At 65.5% G+C, this 17,474-nt stretch carries 15 protein-coding genes, 1 tRNA gene and 1 pseudogene; 5 read left to right on the forward strand and 12 right to left on the reverse strand.

Annotated elements, in window-relative coordinates; all coding sequences use genetic code 11:
• Window positions 1-149: 149 nt before the first annotated feature.
• The 5 genes and pseudogenes from EWV37_RS02120 to thiO form a co-directional block, all read right to left on the reverse strand.
• Entirely contained in the window at window positions 150-950 is an 801-nt protein-coding gene (locus EWV37_RS02120; RefSeq protein ID WP_095796426.1) for an SDR family oxidoreductase, read from the reverse strand.
• A gap of 186 nt (window positions 951-1,136) precedes the next feature.
• Entirely contained in the window at window positions 1,137-2,333 is a 1,197-nt protein-coding gene (gene moeB, locus EWV37_RS02125; RefSeq protein WP_129699596.1) for a molybdopterin-synthase adenylyltransferase MoeB, read from the reverse strand.
• Window positions 2,334-2,557: 224 nt separating this feature from the next.
• Window positions 2,558-3,430, reverse strand: a pseudogene (locus EWV37_RS02130) (thiazole synthase); the annotation flags it as partial.
• A gap of 1 nt (window position 3,431) precedes the next feature.
• Window positions 3,432-3,686: a sulfur carrier protein ThiS gene (gene thiS / locus EWV37_RS02135; protein ID WP_165189176.1), complete on the reverse strand. Its 255-nt coding sequence runs from the start codon at window positions 3,684-3,686 to the stop codon at window positions 3,432-3,434.
• Window positions 3,687-3,698: 12 nt separating this feature from the next.
• Window positions 3,699-4,949, reverse strand: a complete 1,251-nt coding sequence (gene thiO / locus EWV37_RS02140) for a glycine oxidase ThiO (RefSeq protein ID WP_095796643.1) — start codon at window positions 4,947-4,949, stop codon at window positions 3,699-3,701.
• A gap of 176 nt (window positions 4,950-5,125) precedes the next feature.
• On the opposite strand from thiO, the gene thiE reads away from it, so the two are divergent.
• The gene (gene thiE / locus EWV37_RS02145) at window positions 5,126-5,782 is read left to right on the forward strand and encodes a thiamine phosphate synthase (protein WP_129699598.1); all 657 of its coding nucleotides are present in this window, start codon (window positions 5,126-5,128) and stop codon (window positions 5,780-5,782) included.
• Here thiE and EWV37_RS02150 read toward each other — a convergent pair whose 3' ends face one another.
• The 4 genes from EWV37_RS02150 to EWV37_RS02165 form a co-directional block, all read right to left on the reverse strand.
• A complete protein-coding gene (locus EWV37_RS02150; RefSeq protein ID WP_238663006.1) occupies window positions 5,783-6,202 on the reverse strand; it encodes a thiol-disulfide oxidoreductase DCC family protein in 420 nt (139 codons plus the stop codon).
• Window positions 6,199-7,053, reverse strand: coding sequence for a PhzF family phenazine biosynthesis protein (locus EWV37_RS02155; RefSeq protein WP_095796430.1), 855 nt, complete (start codon window positions 7,051-7,053; stop codon window positions 6,199-6,201). The genes EWV37_RS02150 and EWV37_RS02155 overlap by 4 nt, the downstream gene beginning before the upstream one ends.
• On the reverse strand, window positions 7,046-7,957 hold the full coding sequence (locus EWV37_RS02160) for an alpha/beta hydrolase (RefSeq protein ID WP_165189179.1): 912 nt from the start codon (window positions 7,955-7,957) through the stop codon (window positions 7,046-7,048). The genes EWV37_RS02155 and EWV37_RS02160 overlap by 8 nt, the downstream gene beginning before the upstream one ends.
• Window positions 7,958-8,019: 62 nt before the next feature.
• A tRNA-Pro gene (locus EWV37_RS02165) sits at window positions 8,020-8,096 on the reverse strand.
• 143 nt (window positions 8,097-8,239) lie between these two features.
• Here EWV37_RS02165 and EWV37_RS02170 point away from each other — a divergent pair.
• Window positions 8,240-9,508, forward strand: a complete 1,269-nt coding sequence (locus tag EWV37_RS02170; RefSeq protein ID WP_129699599.1) for an MFS transporter — start codon at window positions 8,240-8,242, stop codon at window positions 9,506-9,508.
• A 126-nt stretch (window positions 9,509-9,634) separates the two neighbouring features.
• On the opposite strand, the gene EWV37_RS02175 is transcribed toward EWV37_RS02170, so the two are convergent.
• The 3 genes from EWV37_RS02175 to EWV37_RS02185 form a co-directional block, all read right to left on the reverse strand.
• On the reverse strand, window positions 9,635-12,496 hold the full coding sequence (locus EWV37_RS02175; protein ID WP_129699600.1) for an FAD-binding and (Fe-S)-binding domain-containing protein: 2,862 nt from the start codon (window positions 12,494-12,496) through the stop codon (window positions 9,635-9,637).
• Between the two features lie 139 nt (window positions 12,497-12,635).
• On the reverse strand, window positions 12,636-13,550 hold the full coding sequence (locus EWV37_RS02180; protein ID WP_129699601.1) for a metallophosphoesterase: 915 nt from the start codon (window positions 13,548-13,550) through the stop codon (window positions 12,636-12,638).
• Window positions 13,547-15,688 (reverse strand): transglycosylase domain-containing protein, encoded by a 2,142-nt coding sequence (locus EWV37_RS02185; protein WP_129699602.1) that lies wholly within the window; start codon window positions 15,686-15,688, stop codon window positions 13,547-13,549. The genes EWV37_RS02180 and EWV37_RS02185 overlap by 4 nt, the downstream gene beginning before the upstream one ends.
• A gap of 116 nt (window positions 15,689-15,804) precedes the next feature.
• On the opposite strand from EWV37_RS02185, the gene EWV37_RS02190 reads away from it, so the two are divergent.
• The 3 genes from EWV37_RS02190 to EWV37_RS02200 are packed head-to-tail and all read left to right on the forward strand — an operon-like array spanning window position 15,805 to window position 17,420.
• Window positions 15,805-15,999 (forward strand): DUF4177 domain-containing protein, encoded by a 195-nt coding sequence (locus EWV37_RS02190; RefSeq protein WP_095796646.1) that lies wholly within the window; start codon window positions 15,805-15,807, stop codon window positions 15,997-15,999.
• 31 nt (window positions 16,000-16,030) lie between these two features.
• Window positions 16,031-16,510: a RidA family protein gene (locus EWV37_RS02195; RefSeq protein WP_095796436.1), complete on the forward strand. Its 480-nt coding sequence runs from the start codon at window positions 16,031-16,033 to the stop codon at window positions 16,508-16,510.
• Window positions 16,494-17,420 (forward strand): NUDIX hydrolase, encoded by a 927-nt coding sequence (locus tag EWV37_RS02200; RefSeq protein WP_238663007.1) that lies wholly within the window; start codon window positions 16,494-16,496, stop codon window positions 17,418-17,420. Before EWV37_RS02195 ends, EWV37_RS02200 begins: the two co-directional genes overlap by 17 nt.
• Window positions 17,421-17,474: the final 54 nt, after the last annotated feature.

Raw genomic sequence — 17,474 nt, forward strand, 5'->3', positions numbered from 1 at the left:
CAAGAACAGCCACCCAGCGTGGTGTGAGGGAAGTGCTGAATTCTTGCAAGAATTCAGCACTTCCCTCACCTAAAACTAGGATCCTGCAGTTTCCTCACCTGAGGTTCGGATCTCGCTCCCGCGCAGGACAGTCCGAGCAGCTGCGCGGTTCACCAGGAAGTGTCGCCTCGGGTCAGGGCGTCATAGCCGGAGTCCACGAACAGCACCTGGCCGGTGACCTTGCCCGCCGCGGTCGAGGTCAGGAAGCAAATGGCCGACGCAATGTCCTCGGCACGAGCGGGGCCGTTCAGCGGAGAGGGCATGCCCTGTTCCATCTGCTGGCGACCCTCTTCGGTCGCGAAAAGCTGCTCGGTCATGGGCGTGATGACCACACCGGGAGCCACGGCGTTGAGCGAGATTCCCGCGCCTGCGAACCGTTCGGTGGTGGCGTTGCGGCGGACCCAGCGGGCCACGGCCTGTTTGGAAGAAGAGTAGTTGAGGTAACCGGCCATCCCACCGGCGGCCACCAGCTGCTCGCCAATGGCGGCGGCGGTTTCGCGGTCGCCGTTGAGCATTGCGTCCAAGAGTTCATCATTGGCGGGGTGCAGTGACGCGGCGCTTGCGGTAATGCACACGCGGGGCGCATCGGAGTTGCTCAGCAAGGGAAGCAGCCCATTGACCGTGCCCACCGCACCGAAGAAGTTGATGGCCACATCCAGGGGAGCCTGCAAGGAGGTTCCCGCGTTGGCGATTACTCCGTCCACCACGGAGGTCTGCTGGGATACCTCTTCGACCATCCCGGCGAGGCCCTCCTCGGTGGAGAGGTCCGCGACCACTTCGGTGTTCTTGAGGTCAACGCCGATGACCCGGTGACCTTGGTCGATGAGCTGAGCGGCGGCGGCCTGACCGATTCCGGATCCGGCACCGGTGACCACGTAGACGCGAGGGGCAGCAACTTCAGTGGTGGGCACAATCTCTCCTCAGTGACACGGCCGACCCGGGCGGCGCGGCCGTCAACTTAATGGTGACACGCGTATCTGAAAGCAAGGGCTCGAGGCACCCCGTGTGGGGAAAAGCGGCCCTGCAATCTAAGGTGATGAGGGTGCAGAATCCATGCCGGGAATCGGCATGTGCATCACATGAGACTTCGATGCCCGTCAGTAGCTCGGCAGCGTGGGATCCACGTCTTGGATCCACGCCAAGACTCCGCCGTCCAGGTGTTTGACGGTGTCCTCCCTCAGTGCGTAGTCCGCGCGCAACGCACCGAGTGCCTGAGCGGAGCGCACCCCGGCCTTGCAATGCAGGATCACGTTGCCCTCCACCGAATCCGGTAGCGCGGACACACCTCGGTCCAGGATCTCCTGGAGCCGGACCTGCACGGAGCCCGGGATGGAGACCAGGTCTCGCTCCCAGTCATCGCGCACGTCGATCAGCGTGAAGGACGTTTCACCCAATGAGCGAGAGGTCAGTAACACAGCCAACTCGGAAGCGGTGAGGGTTTCGTGGGAGGCGGGAGAGGCGTCGTCGGCGGTGGGGAGGCCGCAGGCCACGGCGACCTGCGAGAGATCGGTGACCGGCGGACGATCAGGGTCCGGCAGGATGGAGAGCTCGCGCCAGGTCTGGGCTAGAGCGTCATGGATGAGCACGCGACCCACCAGCGGGCGGCCGATGCCGGTGATGAGTTTGAGCGCTTCGGTGACCATGACCGAGCCAATGGTGGCCGGGAGCATGCCGAGTACACCACCCTCCGCGCACGACGGCACCTGACCCGGCGCGGGCGCCTCCGAGAAGAGATCACGGTATACCGGACCGTGGCCGGACCAGAACACCGAGACCTGGCCGTCGAAGCGCAGGATGGAGCCCCACACGACCGGAATCCCCACGAGCTCCGCGGCGTCCGAGACGAGATAGCGCGTACCGAAATTGTCCGCGCCGTCCATGATCAGGTCGTAACCGGAGAAGATGTCCAGGGCGTTGTCGGTGGTCAGGCGCTCGCCGTGCGCGTTGACGGTGACCAGGGGGTTGAGGCGGGTCACCGCGTCCGCGGCGGAATCAACCTTGGGGCGGCCGATGTCCGCCATACCGTGCACTACTTGGCGCTGCAGGTTGGACACGGAGACCACGTCGTCGTCGATCACGCCGATGGTTCCCACACCCGCGGCCGCCAGATACTGCAGGGCCGGGGCACCCAAGCCACCGGCTCCGATGATGAGCACGCGCGCGTTCTTGAGGCGCCGCTGACCCTCGACCCCGAGTTGCGGGAGCGTCAGGTGGCGGGAGTAGCGCTCGAGTTCCTCGTGGTTGAGCTCCGGCGTGGGCTCGACGAGGGGCGGGAACGGGGAAACTGCGGTCATGAAACGTGCGACTCCTAGTGCGAGGGGGCGGACGAAGTGGGAGATGACAACGGCGCGGCTGACGGCGCCAACGGGTCCGCTCGCGAAGCTGACTGCCCGGACGACGGCGCGGCTGACGGTGCCGGCGGGTTCGCCGGTAAAGAGGACTGGTCGGATGAGGGCGCGGGCCAGTCCCCGCGAGGAGCGGCACCGTCGGTACCTGAGGCGCCGGCTCCCGTCCCGATCCGCCCCGCCATCGGCGAGGACGCGACGGCGTGCGTGCGGCGTGCGATCCGGCCTGCGCCGCGCGCCAACCGTCCGGCCTCCACCGCATGGCGCATGGCCTGGGCCATGTTCACGGGATTCTGGGCGCGGGTCACGGCGGAGGCGAGCAGAACCGCGTCGCAACCGAGCTCCATGGCCAACGCCGCCTCGGATGCCGTACCGATGCCAGCATCCAGCACCACGGGAACGCTTGCGCGAGCGGCGATCAGCTCAATATTGTGTGGGTTCAGAATGCCCAGACCCGTGCCGATCGGCGCACCCAGCGGCATGACGGCGGTGGCCCCGGCCTGCTCGAGGTGTAGCGCCAGAACGGGGTCATCGGAGGTGTACGCGAAGACTTTGAAACCGCGCGCCACAAGCTGTTCGGTGGCGTCGAGTAGTTCGAGACCGTCCGGGAGCAGTGTGTCCTCGTCCGCGATGACCTCGAGTTTCACCCAGTCCGTTTCCAGCGCTTCCCGCCCCAGCTCCGCGGTCAGCAACGCGTCCCGTGCCGTGTAACAACCGGCGGTGTTGGGCAGCACCTTGATGTCGTTGCGGTGCAGGATCCCGTAGAGGCTGTCCCGGGGTGTCGACGTCGCTGCGTCACCAACCGAAGAGGCGGTCCCGTTACGAGGTGCTTCAGCACCACCGCTGCGACCAGCGTCGGAACCCAGGCCAGCGCCGGAACCCAGGCCCGACCCGGGCGAGTAACGCCGCACCGCCACCGTGGTCAGCTCCGTCCCCGATGCCAGGAGCGCGCGCTCCAACATCGCCAGGTCGGTGAGGCCGCCGGTACCCATGATGAGCCGCGAACCGAGCGTCACGCCGTCGATGGTCAAGTCGTCGGTGGTCATTTCAGCCTCCCTGCACGGCGGTGACGATCTCCACGGTTTGGTTCGCCTCGAGCAGTGTGTCGGACCACCGCGAACGAGGAACCACGGCGTGATCCAGGGCCACAGCAATGCCCAGTGGCCTGCCGTCAGCCGCGCGGCCCGCGGCGGTGATGTCACGGCCGGTCAGATCCGCAACGGCATCGGCCACGGACAGGCCCTCGGTGAGAGGAACCGGATGTCCGTTGACCTGGATGGTGTCCTGAGGAGCGGTATTCATGTTGTTCACCTGTTACATCTCGGGGTGCGCGGGAGAATGCCGCGCGGGGTCGGTCGAGGTCAAGAAGTCGGAGTCGTGCTCGTGGCTGACGGCCGGGTCCGCGACACCGGTCGCCAGTTCTGCGGCCAACCGGGCGGCCACGGGAGTCAACAGAATTCCGTGCCGGAAATGACCGGTGCTGATCACCAGGCCGGTCACGGAGCACAACCCCATGTACGGCAGATCGTCCGGAGTCCCCGGGCGAGCGCGGGCCAGCATCTCCAGCACATCGCAGTCGTCCACAGCGGGCAGGATGGCGCGTGCGTCCCGCAACAGTTGGTGCACGCCACCGGCCAGTACGGACGCTCGCCCGTCTTCGCGACTCGTGGCGCCCAGCACCAACGTCCGGTCGGCTCGGGGCACCAGGTACACGGCCCGCCCGTGGACCTGCCCGCGAACCGTGCGTGTGATCAAGTGTTCCTCCCCGGGCAGGAGCAGCGAATCGGGCACGCTCAGCCGCAGAATGTCGCCGTACACAGGGCGCAGCCGCAGGGTCAGGCCCGCGGGTAGCTGTCCGGTATCGCTGGTGTTCAGTCCAGTGGCCAGCACGACGACGTCGCTCTCGACCGTCTCGCCTCCCTCCAGGAGCACTCCGGTCACCTGGGGTTCGGTACCGCGGGTTGAGAGAACTCGTTCGACCTTCGCGTGGAACCAACGCGCGGGGCCGGGGTCTGTGGCACCGTTCAGCGTGTCAATGGCCGGTGCGTCCAGGGCTTGGATCAGGGATGCGGCGAGCAGTCGGGGGTCCACCTGATGGTCCGTGGGAACCCTGATGGCACCCGCGACATGCGGTGCGAGAGCGGGCTCTAGTTTCCGGGCCTGACGAGCTGTGATGTTCTCGACCTGCATGCCCGCGGCGCGCTGGTGGGCTGCGAGGTCCTGCAAGGCGTGTGCATCGGCGGAGTCGACTCCCAACACCAGGGTCTCTTCGGTGCGGTAGCCGGTGGGGAGCCCGGAGGCAGCGGAGACCCGCTCGATGAATGCCGGATACTCCACGGCGGAGGCAGCCATGAGGGGGTACAGGCTTTCCTGGCCGTACTGGGTTTCGGCGATCGGGGCGAGCATGCCCGCGGCAGCGTGGGTGGCTCCCGAGGCGGGACGGGGGTCTGCGAGCGTGACTGCTACGCCGCGGCGTCGTAATTCGAAAGCGGTCGCCAGACCAATCAAGCCGGCGCCCGCGACCACTGCGTGCCGTGGCGCACTGTGGTGCTGGACGGGTGGCATGGGTGCCACAACACTCCCTCCGGCGGCATGATCCGCATCAGGTTTCCGGTCGGCGGCTCACGCCCTCTCAGCCCGCTGCGGTGGTTGCCGGGGCAACAGTCGCGGACTCCCGTGGAACTACCGGTCATGTGACCGGTACCTCTCAGTGTAACCGTGACCCGTGGCACCATGGCCACATGAGTGAGCAACAGAGTCAGGGAACCCGTAGGCGTGATGCGTTCGCGAATGCCAAGTTGTACGTGTGTGTCACGGCGCGAAAAGAGCGCGGTGACCTGCGGGAATTCCTGCATGCCGCGTACGAGGGCGGCGTGGACATCATCCAGCTGCGTGACAAGAAACTCGAAGCCGCGGCAGAGATCGAGGCCATCGAGGTGCTCGGCGAGGTTGCACGGGAACACGGCAAGCTGTTCGCGGTCAATGATCGGGCAGACGTAGCGATGCTCACCGGTGCGGATGTTTTCCACGTGGGGCAGGGCGATCTCACCACCCCGCAGGCGCGCCAGTTGCTGGGCGATGACGTGATCATCGGCCGCTCGTGCCTGTCTCGTGAGCAAGTGGACGGAGCGATTGCGGACGAGGGCCTGGACTACTTCTGCACCGGACCCGTGTGGGAAACGCCCACCAAACCCGGACGTGCCGCCGTGGGGCTGGAACTGCCGAAGTATGCCGCGGAGCACGCGGGAGACAAGCCGTTCTTCGCCATCGGCGGGATTGACGCCGAGCGGTTGCCGTCCGTGCTCGAGACCGGCGCGTCACGGATCGTGGTGGTTCGGGCGGTCACGGATGCCACCGACCCGGAAGCTGCCGCTCGCGAGCTGCGGAAATTCTTGTAATTACGTAGTTCTGGGCTCGCAGTTTTCCGGGTGACATTCGCACCACGGCGTGACACCGGGGAACTTTCCGCGGTGATCCGCGACCCATTGGTACACGCGATCCTGGGCCGTTCGTACTGGTGGGATGCGGTAGAGCTTGCCAAAAATGCGGGTGCCGAGGGCGGTGTCCAGAGTCTCGGCTACGGCCGCTGCGCCGGCCGATGGTGTCCCGCCGACCACGGCCCAGACCGCAGTGTGAGCTTGTGATTCGGTGAGACCGAAGCGCTCCAGCACGTCAGGTTCCTGATACGCGTGGGTGCTGATGCGACGGTGACGGTCGAGTCTGTGCACCCACCCCACGGCGCGGGTGCAGAAGCCGCAGCGGCCGTCGAAAATCAGGTCCAGGTGCGCCTCGGTCGGTGTGACTTGTCGGTCGGTCACAGAAGCACTGACCCACTGATGCACGTGGTGCAGTGCCCACCCACCCAGACATTCTCAGCGGCATCCGACGTGACGGTCACGCGCCCGCGGCGCCCCATGGCCGTGCCTTGCTGGGCAAAGTACGACGACGCCGCCTGGCCGGTTCGCATGAGCCACTGCGCCAGGCTCGCGTTGAGACTTCCCGTGACGGGGTCTTCGTAGCCGCCGGTGCCGGTCACGAACGCGCGGACCTCGAACTGCTGCGGGCTGCTCTCCGGATAGGGGCCCACCACGCCGATCTTGTAATTCCCCAGCGCCGGGTAATCCGGTTCGATGGCCAGGACATCGTCTGCGGAGGGCAGCAAGACAGCTGCCCACCCCGGCCCGTTGTCGACCCACTGATGGGCCACGATCTCCTCGTCATCCAGACCCAGTCCCGCAGTGACCTGCTCCAGCATGGCGGGATCGAAGTTTCCCGAGCGCGAGGTGGGCGGGGCGGCAAAGGTCAGAGCGCCGTCGTCGGTGGGGCGGACCTCGACCAGGCCCGCGGTGCATTCCTGAACAATGACGTCGCGGGAGCGAGGGGTATTACCCGCCTCGAGCCACGCGTGGGCCGAGCCGAGCGTGGGGTGACCCGCGAAGGGGAGTTCACCGCCGGGAGTCCAGATGCGTAGCCGGTAATCGGCGTCTGGCGAGGTGGGCGGCAGGACGAACGTGGTTTCGGACAGGTGGGTCCACCGCGCGAAGCGGGCCATGTCCTGGTCGCCGAGGTCCGTGCCGTCGAGGACGACCGCCACCGGATTGCCCATGTAGGGCTCACGGGAGAAGACATCGACCTGGGCGAACGGGCGCTGGCGCTGCTGATCAGTCATGGGTCGATTCCATCACATGCTTGACTGCGCGCATCATCTGTTCGAAACCCGGTTCCTCCACCGGAAAGTGTCCGGCGTTCTCCAGCAGCCGCCACGACTTCTGGGCACCAATGCGTTCGAAGAACGGGCGGCTGATCTCCAGCGGGGTCCAACGGTCGTCACCGGGGTGGAGGAGTAGCACGGGCGTGTCCGTGAAGTCCTCAGGTTCGATCAGGGGCGCAGATTCCATGTAGCTGCGTATCCAGCCCAGAGGCACACGGCCACCGCCGCCGCGCCGGTCTCTGACGACCTCACGTACCAGTCCCGGATCGTTGGAGATGTGCCGGATGTCCGCGATCCAACGGATCGGCACGCGCAGGTTGGCAGGTGGCCCTTGCACCAACTTCAAAAATGGCCCGGTGAGTCGTGCCAGCAAGGGATGCCACGTCAACCGCGCCCGCACACGGGGATCACGCGGATCCAGAAGGCACGTGACGATCAGACGAGCGGCGAGACCTGTGGCCGCGGCGGCGTCGTAAGCCAAAAGCCCACCCATGCTGGCACCCAGGATGATCAGGGGGCGCTCGTCTTCCTCCGCGCGAAGCAGGTCGATCAGGAGTTCGCGCCAATCGTCGTAGCGGATGCGCTCCGGGCGATCGGTAACGGTCATGCCGTAGCCGGGGAGGTCCGGCACCGTGACATGGGCCCCGAGCGAGGCGAAGTGCGCGGCGTACGGCCAGAAGGCATCGCTGTTCCCGCCGGCGCCGTGAACCAGGAGGATGCGTACCGGCGCGTCCGGGGCACCCACGCGGTCCAGGTGGACCTGGGAGTCACGCCAATGCCAGGTGTCGTGGGAACGGCGGATGTCCTGGCCGTTCACGGCCGGAACATGCTTCTCGTAGCGGCGGTCATGCGGAGTGGTCACTGCAGCCTTCCGATATGAAAAAATCCCCTTGCCGTCACGGATCGTGATGACAAGGGGATCGTTGGTCGGGATGACAGGATTTGAACCTGCGACCTCGTCGTCCCGAACGACGCGCGCTACCAAGCTGCGCCACATCCCGAAATTTGCAGGCGTGCCCGCAAACAACTGCTCCAGCTTAGCGGCAGGGGAGCGTGAATGTGAAATCCAGTGGCGGACTCGAACGTGCCGGCTGTCCACGACTTACTGACCACAGTGTCGGGAATCACAGGTAAGGTCCCCTATATGAATGCGCGGCCCGCCTCCGGTGACAACAACTCCCCGTCGAAGAGCAGCCCCATCACTTCTCGCACCTGGATCCGCGTGGGACTCGCAATGTTCGCGGTGGGTTTCGGAACTAACCTCTTCGCGCCGATGCTCGAGGTCTACCGAGATCAGGACGGCATTTCGGAAGCCTCCGTAACCGCGATGTTCGGCATCTACGCGGCGGGACTGGTGCCCGCGCTCCTGATCTTCGGCCCCGTGTCCGACCACTACGGCCGCCGCGCCGTGGTGCGACCGGCACTGATTCTCGTGGCGGTGGCATCAGGAATCCTCGCGGCCGGCAGCCAAGCGCCCGAGTGGGTGCTGTACGTGGGCCGGTGGATCATGGGTTTTGGTGTGGGCATGGCCATGTCCTCGGGCTCGGCGTGGATCAAACAGCTGTCCGTGGACCGCCCGACCGCCGGCCCGCGTCGCGCGACCATCGTCCTCTCGGCGGGCTTCGGCGGCGGACCACTGATCGCCGGCCAGTTCGCGGAGTTCCTGCCCGGTCCGCAGATCACGCCCTATCTCTTGCACATCGCCCTGGTCATCGTGACCATCCCGCTCGTCTGGGGCGTTCCCGAAACGCAGTTCCCCGCGGAGGGGCGCGTCAAACGGCCACCGCTCGTTCCGCGCATCGCACTGACGGGTCGGTTCTTCTGGGCGGTCGCCGCGTGGGCCCCGTGGGTCTTCGGCACGGCCACGGTCGCGTTCACGAGCATCCCCGGTTTCGTCACGGACAACGTTGAGTACCCGGTCGCCTACCTCGGCCTGATCTCCGGCGTGGGCATGTTCTCGGGTGTCTTCATCCAACCGGTCGCCGCGAAACTCGCCACGTACGGCTGGTTGCCACTCTCGGTCGTGGGCCTTGGCGCCGCGAGTGTCGGCCTGGTGCTGGGCGCCGTCGCGATCGAGGTGGACAGCGCACTGTTGGTGATTCCGGCCGCGATCATCCTGGGCTGCAGCTACGGCATCATGATGGTTTCCGGTCTGCGCGAGGTGGAGATCATTGCCGAACCCCACGAATTGGGTGCGCTCATCGGCGTCTTCTACACCCTCACCTACACCGGATTCGCGGTGCCGTTCGTGCTTGCCGTTCTGGGTCCCTTTGTGGGCGATCTCTTCGGCATCGGCCCGGTCCGTGGCTTCATCGCATGCCTGGCCTTCGGCGTGGTCGTGTGCCTCGTCTCGACCGTTCCGGTGGCGCGGGCAGCCTCACGAGCCGTACCGCACCCGCGTCGCGAAGTCTGACGACGCCGCTCGCTCACGCCATCGACATAGCTCCCGACTCGCGGGCCGGCTGTTCACCAACGTGCGTCCCGAGAGAGCGGTGCCACCCCACGAACGACGCCGCTCTGGGGCCAAGCCTGCTTAGCGTCACCTACTCACGCGCTCGAGCACTTGCAACACATGCTCGTAGGGTTTGCCGGTGGCTTCGGTCATGCCCTGCTCGCACGTGCGGTTGAGGGAAACGTAGGCATCGTAGTAGGTGCCGTTCACCTCGGCAGCTTCCGGGGCCGTGGCGGCCGCGGTGAGCTCGGGGTGCAGCATGCCGCGATCGCCGGCGTAGCCACAGCAACCCCAGGCGAAGGGAACGGTGGCTCGTTCCGCTGCAGCATTGGCCAGCCGCATCAGGTGGTCGTTGATGCCCAGCTGAACCGACGAGCACGTGGGGTGGACGGCCACAGAACGCAACGGGTCAGATACGGCGATCCGATCGAGCACATGCTCCGAGACGAATTCCACGGCGTCCACGAAACGCAGCGGTGCGTACTTCTCGGACTCTGCGGCCAACTGCCGCATGGTCTCCAGCCCTTCGGTACACGAGGATGCATCACACACCACCGGCAACCGCCCGTGATCCGATGACTTCCACAGTGTCTCCAGCGTGCGATGGGACATCGTCTGGTAACCGGTGGGCAGCCCCTTGGACTTCCAGGGCGTGCCGCAGCACGAAGCCGTGATGCCCTCGGGAACGCTCACTTTCACCCCGGCCCGCTGGCACAGCTTCAGGAATGCCTCGGAGGCGGACGGGCCGGTGCCCTCGACCGTTCCGAACATGGCCCCGATACACGCGGGGAAGAACACGGCCTCGGCAGCTTCGGCAGGAACGTTCGCGGGCGACGTCGTCAAGAAATCGCGCGATCGGCCACCCGCCGGCAGTTGCGGCTTGTACTGCGGGACGTTCTCCGCGCCCAGGGCTGCGCGGGCCACCGTGGTGGCGCTGACCGGCAGTACCGCCGGCAGCCGCTTGGCCACGGACAACGCGAAGGCGGCACCGGGAGCTGTCACGGACCAGGAACGTGCAAGGCCCGCCCACACGAGATCGGCGACCTTTGAGTGGTTCTCGGAGCGCAGCCGACGCACCAGGTCGCCGGTGTTGATGTGCACCGGGCACGCGGTCACACACATGCCGTCCACGGCGCAGGTGTCCAGCCCGGCGTAGTCGTACTCGCGGGACAACCGGGCGGCCAACTCGTGCTTGCCTGCCAACTCCGCCTCCGCGATTTCGCGGCGACCGGCAATGCGCTGCCGCGGGGTCAACGTGAGGTTCTGCGATGGGCATACGGGCTCGCAGTAACCGCACTCAACACAACGGTCGACCTCCTCTTCCACGGTGGGCGCCGTCTTGAGGTCGCGCAGATACGCGGTGGGGTCATCGGTGAGGATCACGCCCGGGTTGAACCGGTAGGCGGGATCGATCAGTTGCTTGAGTTCGAGCATCACAGCGTAGAGCTCATCGCCGTACTGCCGTCGCACGAACGGCGCCATGATGCGCCCGGTACCGTGCTCGGCCTTGAGCGCGCCGCCGCGATCAAGCACGAGATCCACCATGTCCTCGGTGAAGCGTTCATAGCGCTTGAGCTGCTTGGGGTCCGTGAACTGCTCGTTGAGCATGAAGTGCACGTTGCCGTCCTTGGCGTGCCCGAAAATCACCGAGTCCTCGTAGCCGTGCGCGTCGAACAGCGCAGTCAATTCCTCGCACGTCTCACCCAACTGCGGCACCGGCACCACGATGTCCTCGAGCAGCGCATTGGAACCGGTCGGCCGGTTGCCGGCCACTGTTGTATAGAGGCCCTTGCGCACGGTCCAGAGGCTCGCGCGTTCCTTGGGGTCGGTGGCCAGCTGCGCGGGACTTTCCAACCCCAGGTTTTCGAACAACGACGACGCCGCCCGCGCTTGGTCCCGGACCTCGGCTTCCGAATCCGCCTGGTATTCCACGAGCAGCGCGGCCTGTTGGTCCACGGAGATGTCCATGATCACCGGAGGAGCCTGGCCGGTGCGTTGGGAGACCTTCAACGAGGTGGCGTCGAGGAGTTCGACGGTGGCGGAATGGACATCCACCAACTGCGGAACGGAGCTCGTAGCCGCCACCACCGTGGGGAACACGAGCAGGCCGGTGGCCACGAACCGATGAATGGGAACGGTGCGGAAGACCGCCTCAGCCACGAAACCGAGCGTGCCTTCCGAACCAATCATGAGGTGCTCGAGGACCCGCACCGGTTCCTCGAAGTCGACGAACGCGTTGAGCCCGTAGCCCATCGTGTTCTTCATGGCGAACAATCGCTCGATGGTGCGCACCGACTCGGGGTTCTCCACGACCCTGCGTCGCAGCCTGAGTAGACCCTCATGAAGTTCGGGTTCGGCGGCACGCAACTGGGAGTCCGCATCCGGGGCCGCAGTGTTGATCACTGTTCCGGAGGGCAGCACCACGGTCATGGATTCCAGGGTGCGGTAGGTGTTGAACTCGGTGCCGCACGCCATCCCTGATGAGTTGTTGGCCACCACACCGCCCACGGTGCATGCGGCCTCACTCGCGGGATCCGGACCCAGCTTGTACCCGTGGGGAGCCAGGCGGGCATTGACCTGCCGGATGGTTACCCCGGGCTGAACGCGCACCCGGGCACCGTTGTCCAGGACCTCGACGTCGCGGAAATGGCGGCGCGTGTCCACGAGAACCTGATCGGTGACGGCCTGCCCGGACAGCGACGTACCGCCCGAGCGCAACGTGAGACCCAGCCCGTGTCGAGCGGCGGCCGCGAACATACTGCCCACGTGCTCTGCGCTCTGGGGGCGTACCACTGCTTGCGGTTGCAGCAAATAGTGGGATGCGTCATGAGCCAGAACGCGGCGTTCCAGCTCGCTCTCGGCAATCGCGGTCGTACCGCATGCCTCGCGCACCTGCGCCACGAAACGCTCGGTGGCGGTGATGGATTGTTCCTGAACGGGTGCGCTCATCTGATGCTCCTGCCGGGTGTGACGGTCCTGACACCCATTGTAAGACCACAGGCCGACATGCACTCGGCACTGCCACCGGAAGCGTGGTTCTTGGCAGTCAGAGGGCCGGCCGATCGAAGTCAGGCGGCGTCGGCGGGTCTTAGTCCGTGAGCGTGACCAGCACCGCTTGGGGAGGGCAGAACAACCGCACAGGGGCGAAACGGGATTCGCCGAGCCCTTGCGATATATTGACTGGCACGCCGCGGTGATCGATCAGGCCCTTGCAGATGGCGGGGTCCAGGTCGCAGTTGCTCACCAGGGCGCGACCTCCGGGGAGGCAGACCTGACCGCCGTGGGTGTGTCCGGCGAAGACGAGATCCGCGCCGTCGGCCACGAACCGGTCCAGGGTGCGCAAGTACGGGGCGTGTGCCACGCCGATACGGAGGGCGGCAGCGTCGTCCTCGAAAGAGGCAGCGGGAAAACCCGGGTGCCGGTCGTAGGCGAGGTGCGGATCGTCCACGCCCGAGAAGTCGAGCACCGTGTCCCGTACGCGCAGCCGATCGTGGCGATTGATGAGCCCGGTCCAGCCGGCGGCGTCGAAGGCGCGGTGCATGTCCGCGGTGGGCAGACGTGTGTTGTCCGTCGGATCTTCGCTGGCAGTGGTCTTCCACAGGTACCGGAAGGGGTTCTTCAGCTCCGGCGCGAAATAGCAGTTGGAACCGGGAACATACACGCCCGGGAACTCGAAGAGCGGCTCGAGGATCTCCAGCAGATAGGGCAGCGCCCGCATGTGGGACAGGTTGTCGCCCGTGTCGATCACCAGGTCCGGACGAAGTGCCGCCAGCGATTGGACGAAGCGCTTCTTGGCCTCCTGGCCCGGGACCGTGTGCAGGTCGGAGATGTGCAGGATCCGTAGCGGCCTGGACCCCGCGGGCAACGCCCGCAGAGTCTCTTGCCGCAGTTGGAACCTGCGCCGTTCACCAAAGATCCCCCACGCGGCGGTGCCCGCGCCCACGGCACCTACCCCTGCGGTAAGTGTCGCGGCTGCGCGGGCGCCGTTACTCATGGAACTCATTTGTTCGTGGAGAGCACGCGTGACGGCGGATCCGAGAACTCGGACGTGTCGTAGTCGCGGGCCACGTCACGCATGTAGTTCTGCCACTGGGCACCGGCGTAAGTGGAGCCGTCCACCCAGTCCGTGTCCGAGCCGCCCGTGCGGCCACCGATGGACAGACCGTTCAGCGAACGGGAGCCCAGCTCATAGTTACCGACCCACGAGGCGGTGGACAGGCCCTTGGTGTAGCCCATCATCCAGGTCTGGGTGGAGTTGTCGGTGGTGCCGGTCTTGGCGGCGGATGCGCCCGGAAGGTCGATATCACGCTGCCAACCGGAACCGCGGGTCAGAGTCTGGTTCAGGGTGTAGTTCACGCCCTGGGCCACTTCTTCCTTGATCACGCGTTCGCACTTGTCCGCGGGAACGTCATAGGTCTTGCCGGTGAAGTCCTCGACCTTGGTCATAGAGCGGACTTCACACATCACGCCATCGTTGGCGAAGGCCGAGAATGCACGAGCCATGGTCATGGGCGCGATGTCCACCGAACCGCCCAGCAGCGAGGACAGGATGGTCGTGTCCACGGGCTCACCGGTCTTGCCGTCGCGGATGCCCAACTGCTCGGAGATCTCACCGATGTCGCACAGGTCCAGATCGGCAGCCATGGCGAACAGCGCGGAGTTGATCGAGTTGTACAGGCCGTAGTCGACCTGCATCCGACGCTCGTAACCGCGCTCCGCGTTCTGGAACTCGAAACCGTTGCCGTCGTCGCCGGGCTCGTACTTCACGCCGCCGGGCAGGCAGGATGCGCGCCACTTGTAGTCGGCCGGGTAGTGCGTGCGGCTCGCGTCAATGGTGGCCTTCACGCCCTTACCCGCGTTGATCCACTGGGCCAGGGTCAGCGGCTTGTAGGTCGAACCCACCTGGAAGCCACCGGCACCACCCATCGTGGTGTCCACGTTGAAGTTGTAGGTGGTGTTGGAGTCGCCCTCGGCACCGGAGTAGAAGGTGTTCTGTGCCATCGATGCGATGTGACCGTTCTCGGGCTCCAAGGACACCAGGGCAGTGGAGACGTTGTCCGGGTTGTTGTCACGCGGCTGGGTCTTGTTGACCTCGCGCTCGGCGGCGCGCTGCGCGTTCATGTCCAGCGTGGTGTGGATGGTCAGGCCGCCGCGCTGCAGGGTGGCCAGACGCTCGTCCGGGGTGGCACCGAAGGCCTCGGACTGCATGAACTCGTTCTGCACGTAATCGCAGAAGTACGGTGCGGTTTCAGCGGCAGTGCAGCCGGAATTGCTCGTGTGGATGTCCAGATCCAGGGGAGCCGCAACGGCCTGATCGTGTTGCTGCTGCGTAATGGAACCGGTCTGCAGCATGGTGTCGAGCACCAGGTTGCGACGCTGTTCGGAGGCTTCCGGGTTCGCTTGAGGGTTGTAGTAGTTGGGGGACTGGACCATGCCGGCCAGGACTGCCGACTGCTGAATGTCCAACTCGGACGCCGGGATGCCCCAGAAGTACTGGGCTGCGGCCTCGACACCGTAGTTCTGGCCACCGAACAAGACAATGTTGAGGTAGCCCTCCAAGATCTCGTCCTTGGACATCTCCTGTTCCATGGACAGTGCGAGCTTGATCTCCTTGATCTTGTCCACCACGCCCTTGTCGGAACCAATGGTGCTGGCCTGCTCGCCGGCACGGACCTGCTGGTCGATGAGCAGGTTGTTCACGTACTGCTGAGTGATGGTGGAGGCACCCTGACGGGCACTCGGGCGCAAGATGTTGTTGCCCATGGCGCGCACGATACCGCCGGTGTCCACGCCACCGTGCTCATAGAAGTCACGGTCCTCAATGGCCAGGATGGCATCCTGCATGTGCGGGGACATGTCCGCCAGCTCGACCGGTTCACGGTTCTGAGCGAAGAACGTCGCAATTTCGGTTCCGTCGCGAGCGACCACCGTGGAGGAGCGGGACAGCGGACCCATCTCCATCTCATCCGGGAGGGACTTGAACCATCCGATGGAAGCGTTGGAAGCCATGCCAACTGCCGCTGCGGGCGGAACGAGTAACCCTGCTGCCACGATGCCTGCGACGACTGCGGTGGCGAGGAAAGCCACAACGTTGCCGAAGACCGAGGTGGACTCGGAGTCCGAATTCTTGCGTGATGCCATTGCGCCAGTGTACAAGCCAGGACTGGAAGCAAGTGTGCACCAGAGAGCACTGTCACAGTGGTTCGCCAGCAAACTTTGAACGGACATGACCGGAGCCTGGCACTAGGGTGGTGACCATGACCACTTGGGAGTATGCAACCGTTCCGCTCATGATCCACGCTACTAAGCAGATCCTCGACAACTGGGGTGACGACGGCTGGGAGTTGGTGACCGTCCTGCCGGGCACTCAGGCCGCCGATGTTCCCGCCGGTAACGTCAACGCACCGGTCCAGACCAACCCCATCGCGTATTTCAAGCGACCCAAGAACTGATCGACCTGCATCGAAAGGGCCACCCAGAACCATGAGCAGCTCGATTGAAGAACGCATCAAAGAACTAGGACTCACCCTGCCCGAGGTGTCCGCGCCGGTGGCGGCTTACGCTCCCGCCGCGGTCTCGGGCAAGTACGTCTACACCGCGGGTCAACTGCCGTTCGTCGACGGCGCTCTGCCCGCCACGGGCGTGGTGAGCGAGACCGAGGGTGAGAACCACGTCAGCCCGGAACGCGCCAAGGAATTGGCCGCGCGCTCGGCCCTCAATGCCGTGGCGGCCGTCAAGGCCGAGATCGAAGACCTGGACCGCGTGGTCCGAGTTGTGAAGGTCACCGGGTTCGTGGCCTCCGCCCCCGATTTCTACGGTCAGCCCGGCGTGATCGATGGCGCATCCACGCTCCTGGGCGACATCTTCGGAGAAAAGGGTAAGCATGCCCGTTCAGCGGTGGGTGTGAGTGTGCTGCCGCTGAACTCGCCCGTGGAGGTCGAACTGATTGTCGAGTTCAGCTAACACCACGGCTCGCGGGTCGGCCGAACGGTTGTTCCACGTTCCGCAGGCGCATCGGAAGGCCGCGTTGGCCTGGTTGGATCGGGGCGTGGGAATCCACGGTTCGGCCCCCAGGCACGCGTCCTCCGTAGTGGTGGTCCGCGATGGCGACCACGGTGTGGAAGCGCTGATGATGTTCCGCCCGGATCGGCCGTCATTTGGACAGCTTTCCTTCCCCGGCGGGCTCCTGGAACCCAGTGACGACGAACCGCTCATCTGGTCCGGACCTCGCCCCACCGAGTGGGCCAACAAGCTCGGCTCGGATGATATCGGCCTGGCTCGTCGAGCCGTGGTCGCCGCTGCACGGCGGGTGTTCGTGGAAACAGGGTTGCTCTTCGCCGGTTCCGAGGGCGACGGCATAGCCGAGCACGTGGACGGCGCGGACTGGATGCTGGCGCGTCAACAACTCTCGGACCTGGACATCTCTTTCGCCGGGGTCCTGTCCAACAGGGTGTTCGCCTTCAGAACCGAACTGCTGCGTCCGCTTGCTCGCTGGATGACCTCCGACTTCGTCCACCAGCGCGTGGACCTGAGATACTTCGCCGCGGTGCTCCCCGTGGGGCAGCGGTGTTCGCCCCTGAAAACCCGCGCCAGGGACTCATGGTTGGGGTGGGTTGATGCCGCGACCCTGCTTGAGCATCCCCACGACACTGCGGTACCCGCACTCTTTGCGGACCGGAACGCTCAGCACGGAGAATCCGGCCAGGAGTTCAATCTGGGAGAAGTGGCCACCCCGGGTGTCCAGACGATCCTCGGCATGATCGCGCGGGCGAATTCGGCCATTGCTTTCCTCAGCGCCCGCCGGGACATGACCGTTCAAACCCCGTCATTGGATGTTCGAAACGGTGACCCGGTGCTCGTACTGAACAACTGAAAACGCCGCGGCACCCGAGTGGGTGCCGCGGCGTCGTCGGCGGGTCGGCGCGTG

It is taken from the genome of Kocuria carniphila, from assembly GCF_004136555.1.
Classification (GTDB): domain Bacteria; phylum Actinomycetota; class Actinomycetes; order Actinomycetales; family Micrococcaceae; genus Kocuria; species Kocuria carniphila.

Excerpts from the sequence above, each read along its gene's own strand:
- moeB (WP_129699596.1), bottom strand. The coding sequence starts at position 2,333 with ATGACCGCAGTTTCCCCGTTCCCGCCCCTCGTCGAGCCCACGCCGGAG.
- EWV37_RS02170 (WP_129699599.1), top strand. The coding sequence starts at position 8,240 with ATGAATGCGCGGCCCGCCTCCGGTGACAACAACTCCCCGTCGAAGAGC.
- EWV37_RS02190 (WP_095796646.1), top strand. The coding sequence starts at position 15,805 with ATGACCACTTGGGAGTATGCAACCGTTCCGCTCATGATCCACGCTACT.
- EWV37_RS02185 (WP_129699602.1), bottom strand. The coding sequence starts at position 15,688 with ATGGCATCACGCAAGAATTCGGACTCCGAGTCCACCTCGGTCTTCGGC.
- EWV37_RS02180 (WP_129699601.1), bottom strand. The coding sequence starts at position 13,550 with ATGAGTTCCATGAGTAACGGCGCCCGCGCAGCCGCGACACTTACCGCA.
- EWV37_RS02195 (WP_095796436.1), top strand. The coding sequence starts at position 16,031 with ATGAGCAGCTCGATTGAAGAACGCATCAAAGAACTAGGACTCACCCTG.
- thiO (WP_095796643.1), bottom strand. The coding sequence starts at position 4,949 with ATGCCACCCGTCCAGCACCACAGTGCGCCACGGCACGCAGTGGTCGCG.
- EWV37_RS02175 (WP_129699600.1), bottom strand. The coding sequence starts at position 12,496 with ATGAGCGCACCCGTTCAGGAACAATCCATCACCGCCACCGAGCGTTTC.
- thiS (WP_165189176.1), bottom strand. The coding sequence starts at position 3,686 with ATGAATACCGCTCCTCAGGACACCATCCAGGTCAACGGACATCCGGTT.
- EWV37_RS02155 (WP_095796430.1), bottom strand. The coding sequence starts at position 7,053 with ATGACTGATCAGCAGCGCCAGCGCCCGTTCGCCCAGGTCGATGTCTTC.
- thiE (WP_129699598.1), top strand. The coding sequence starts at position 5,126 with ATGAGTGAGCAACAGAGTCAGGGAACCCGTAGGCGTGATGCGTTCGCG.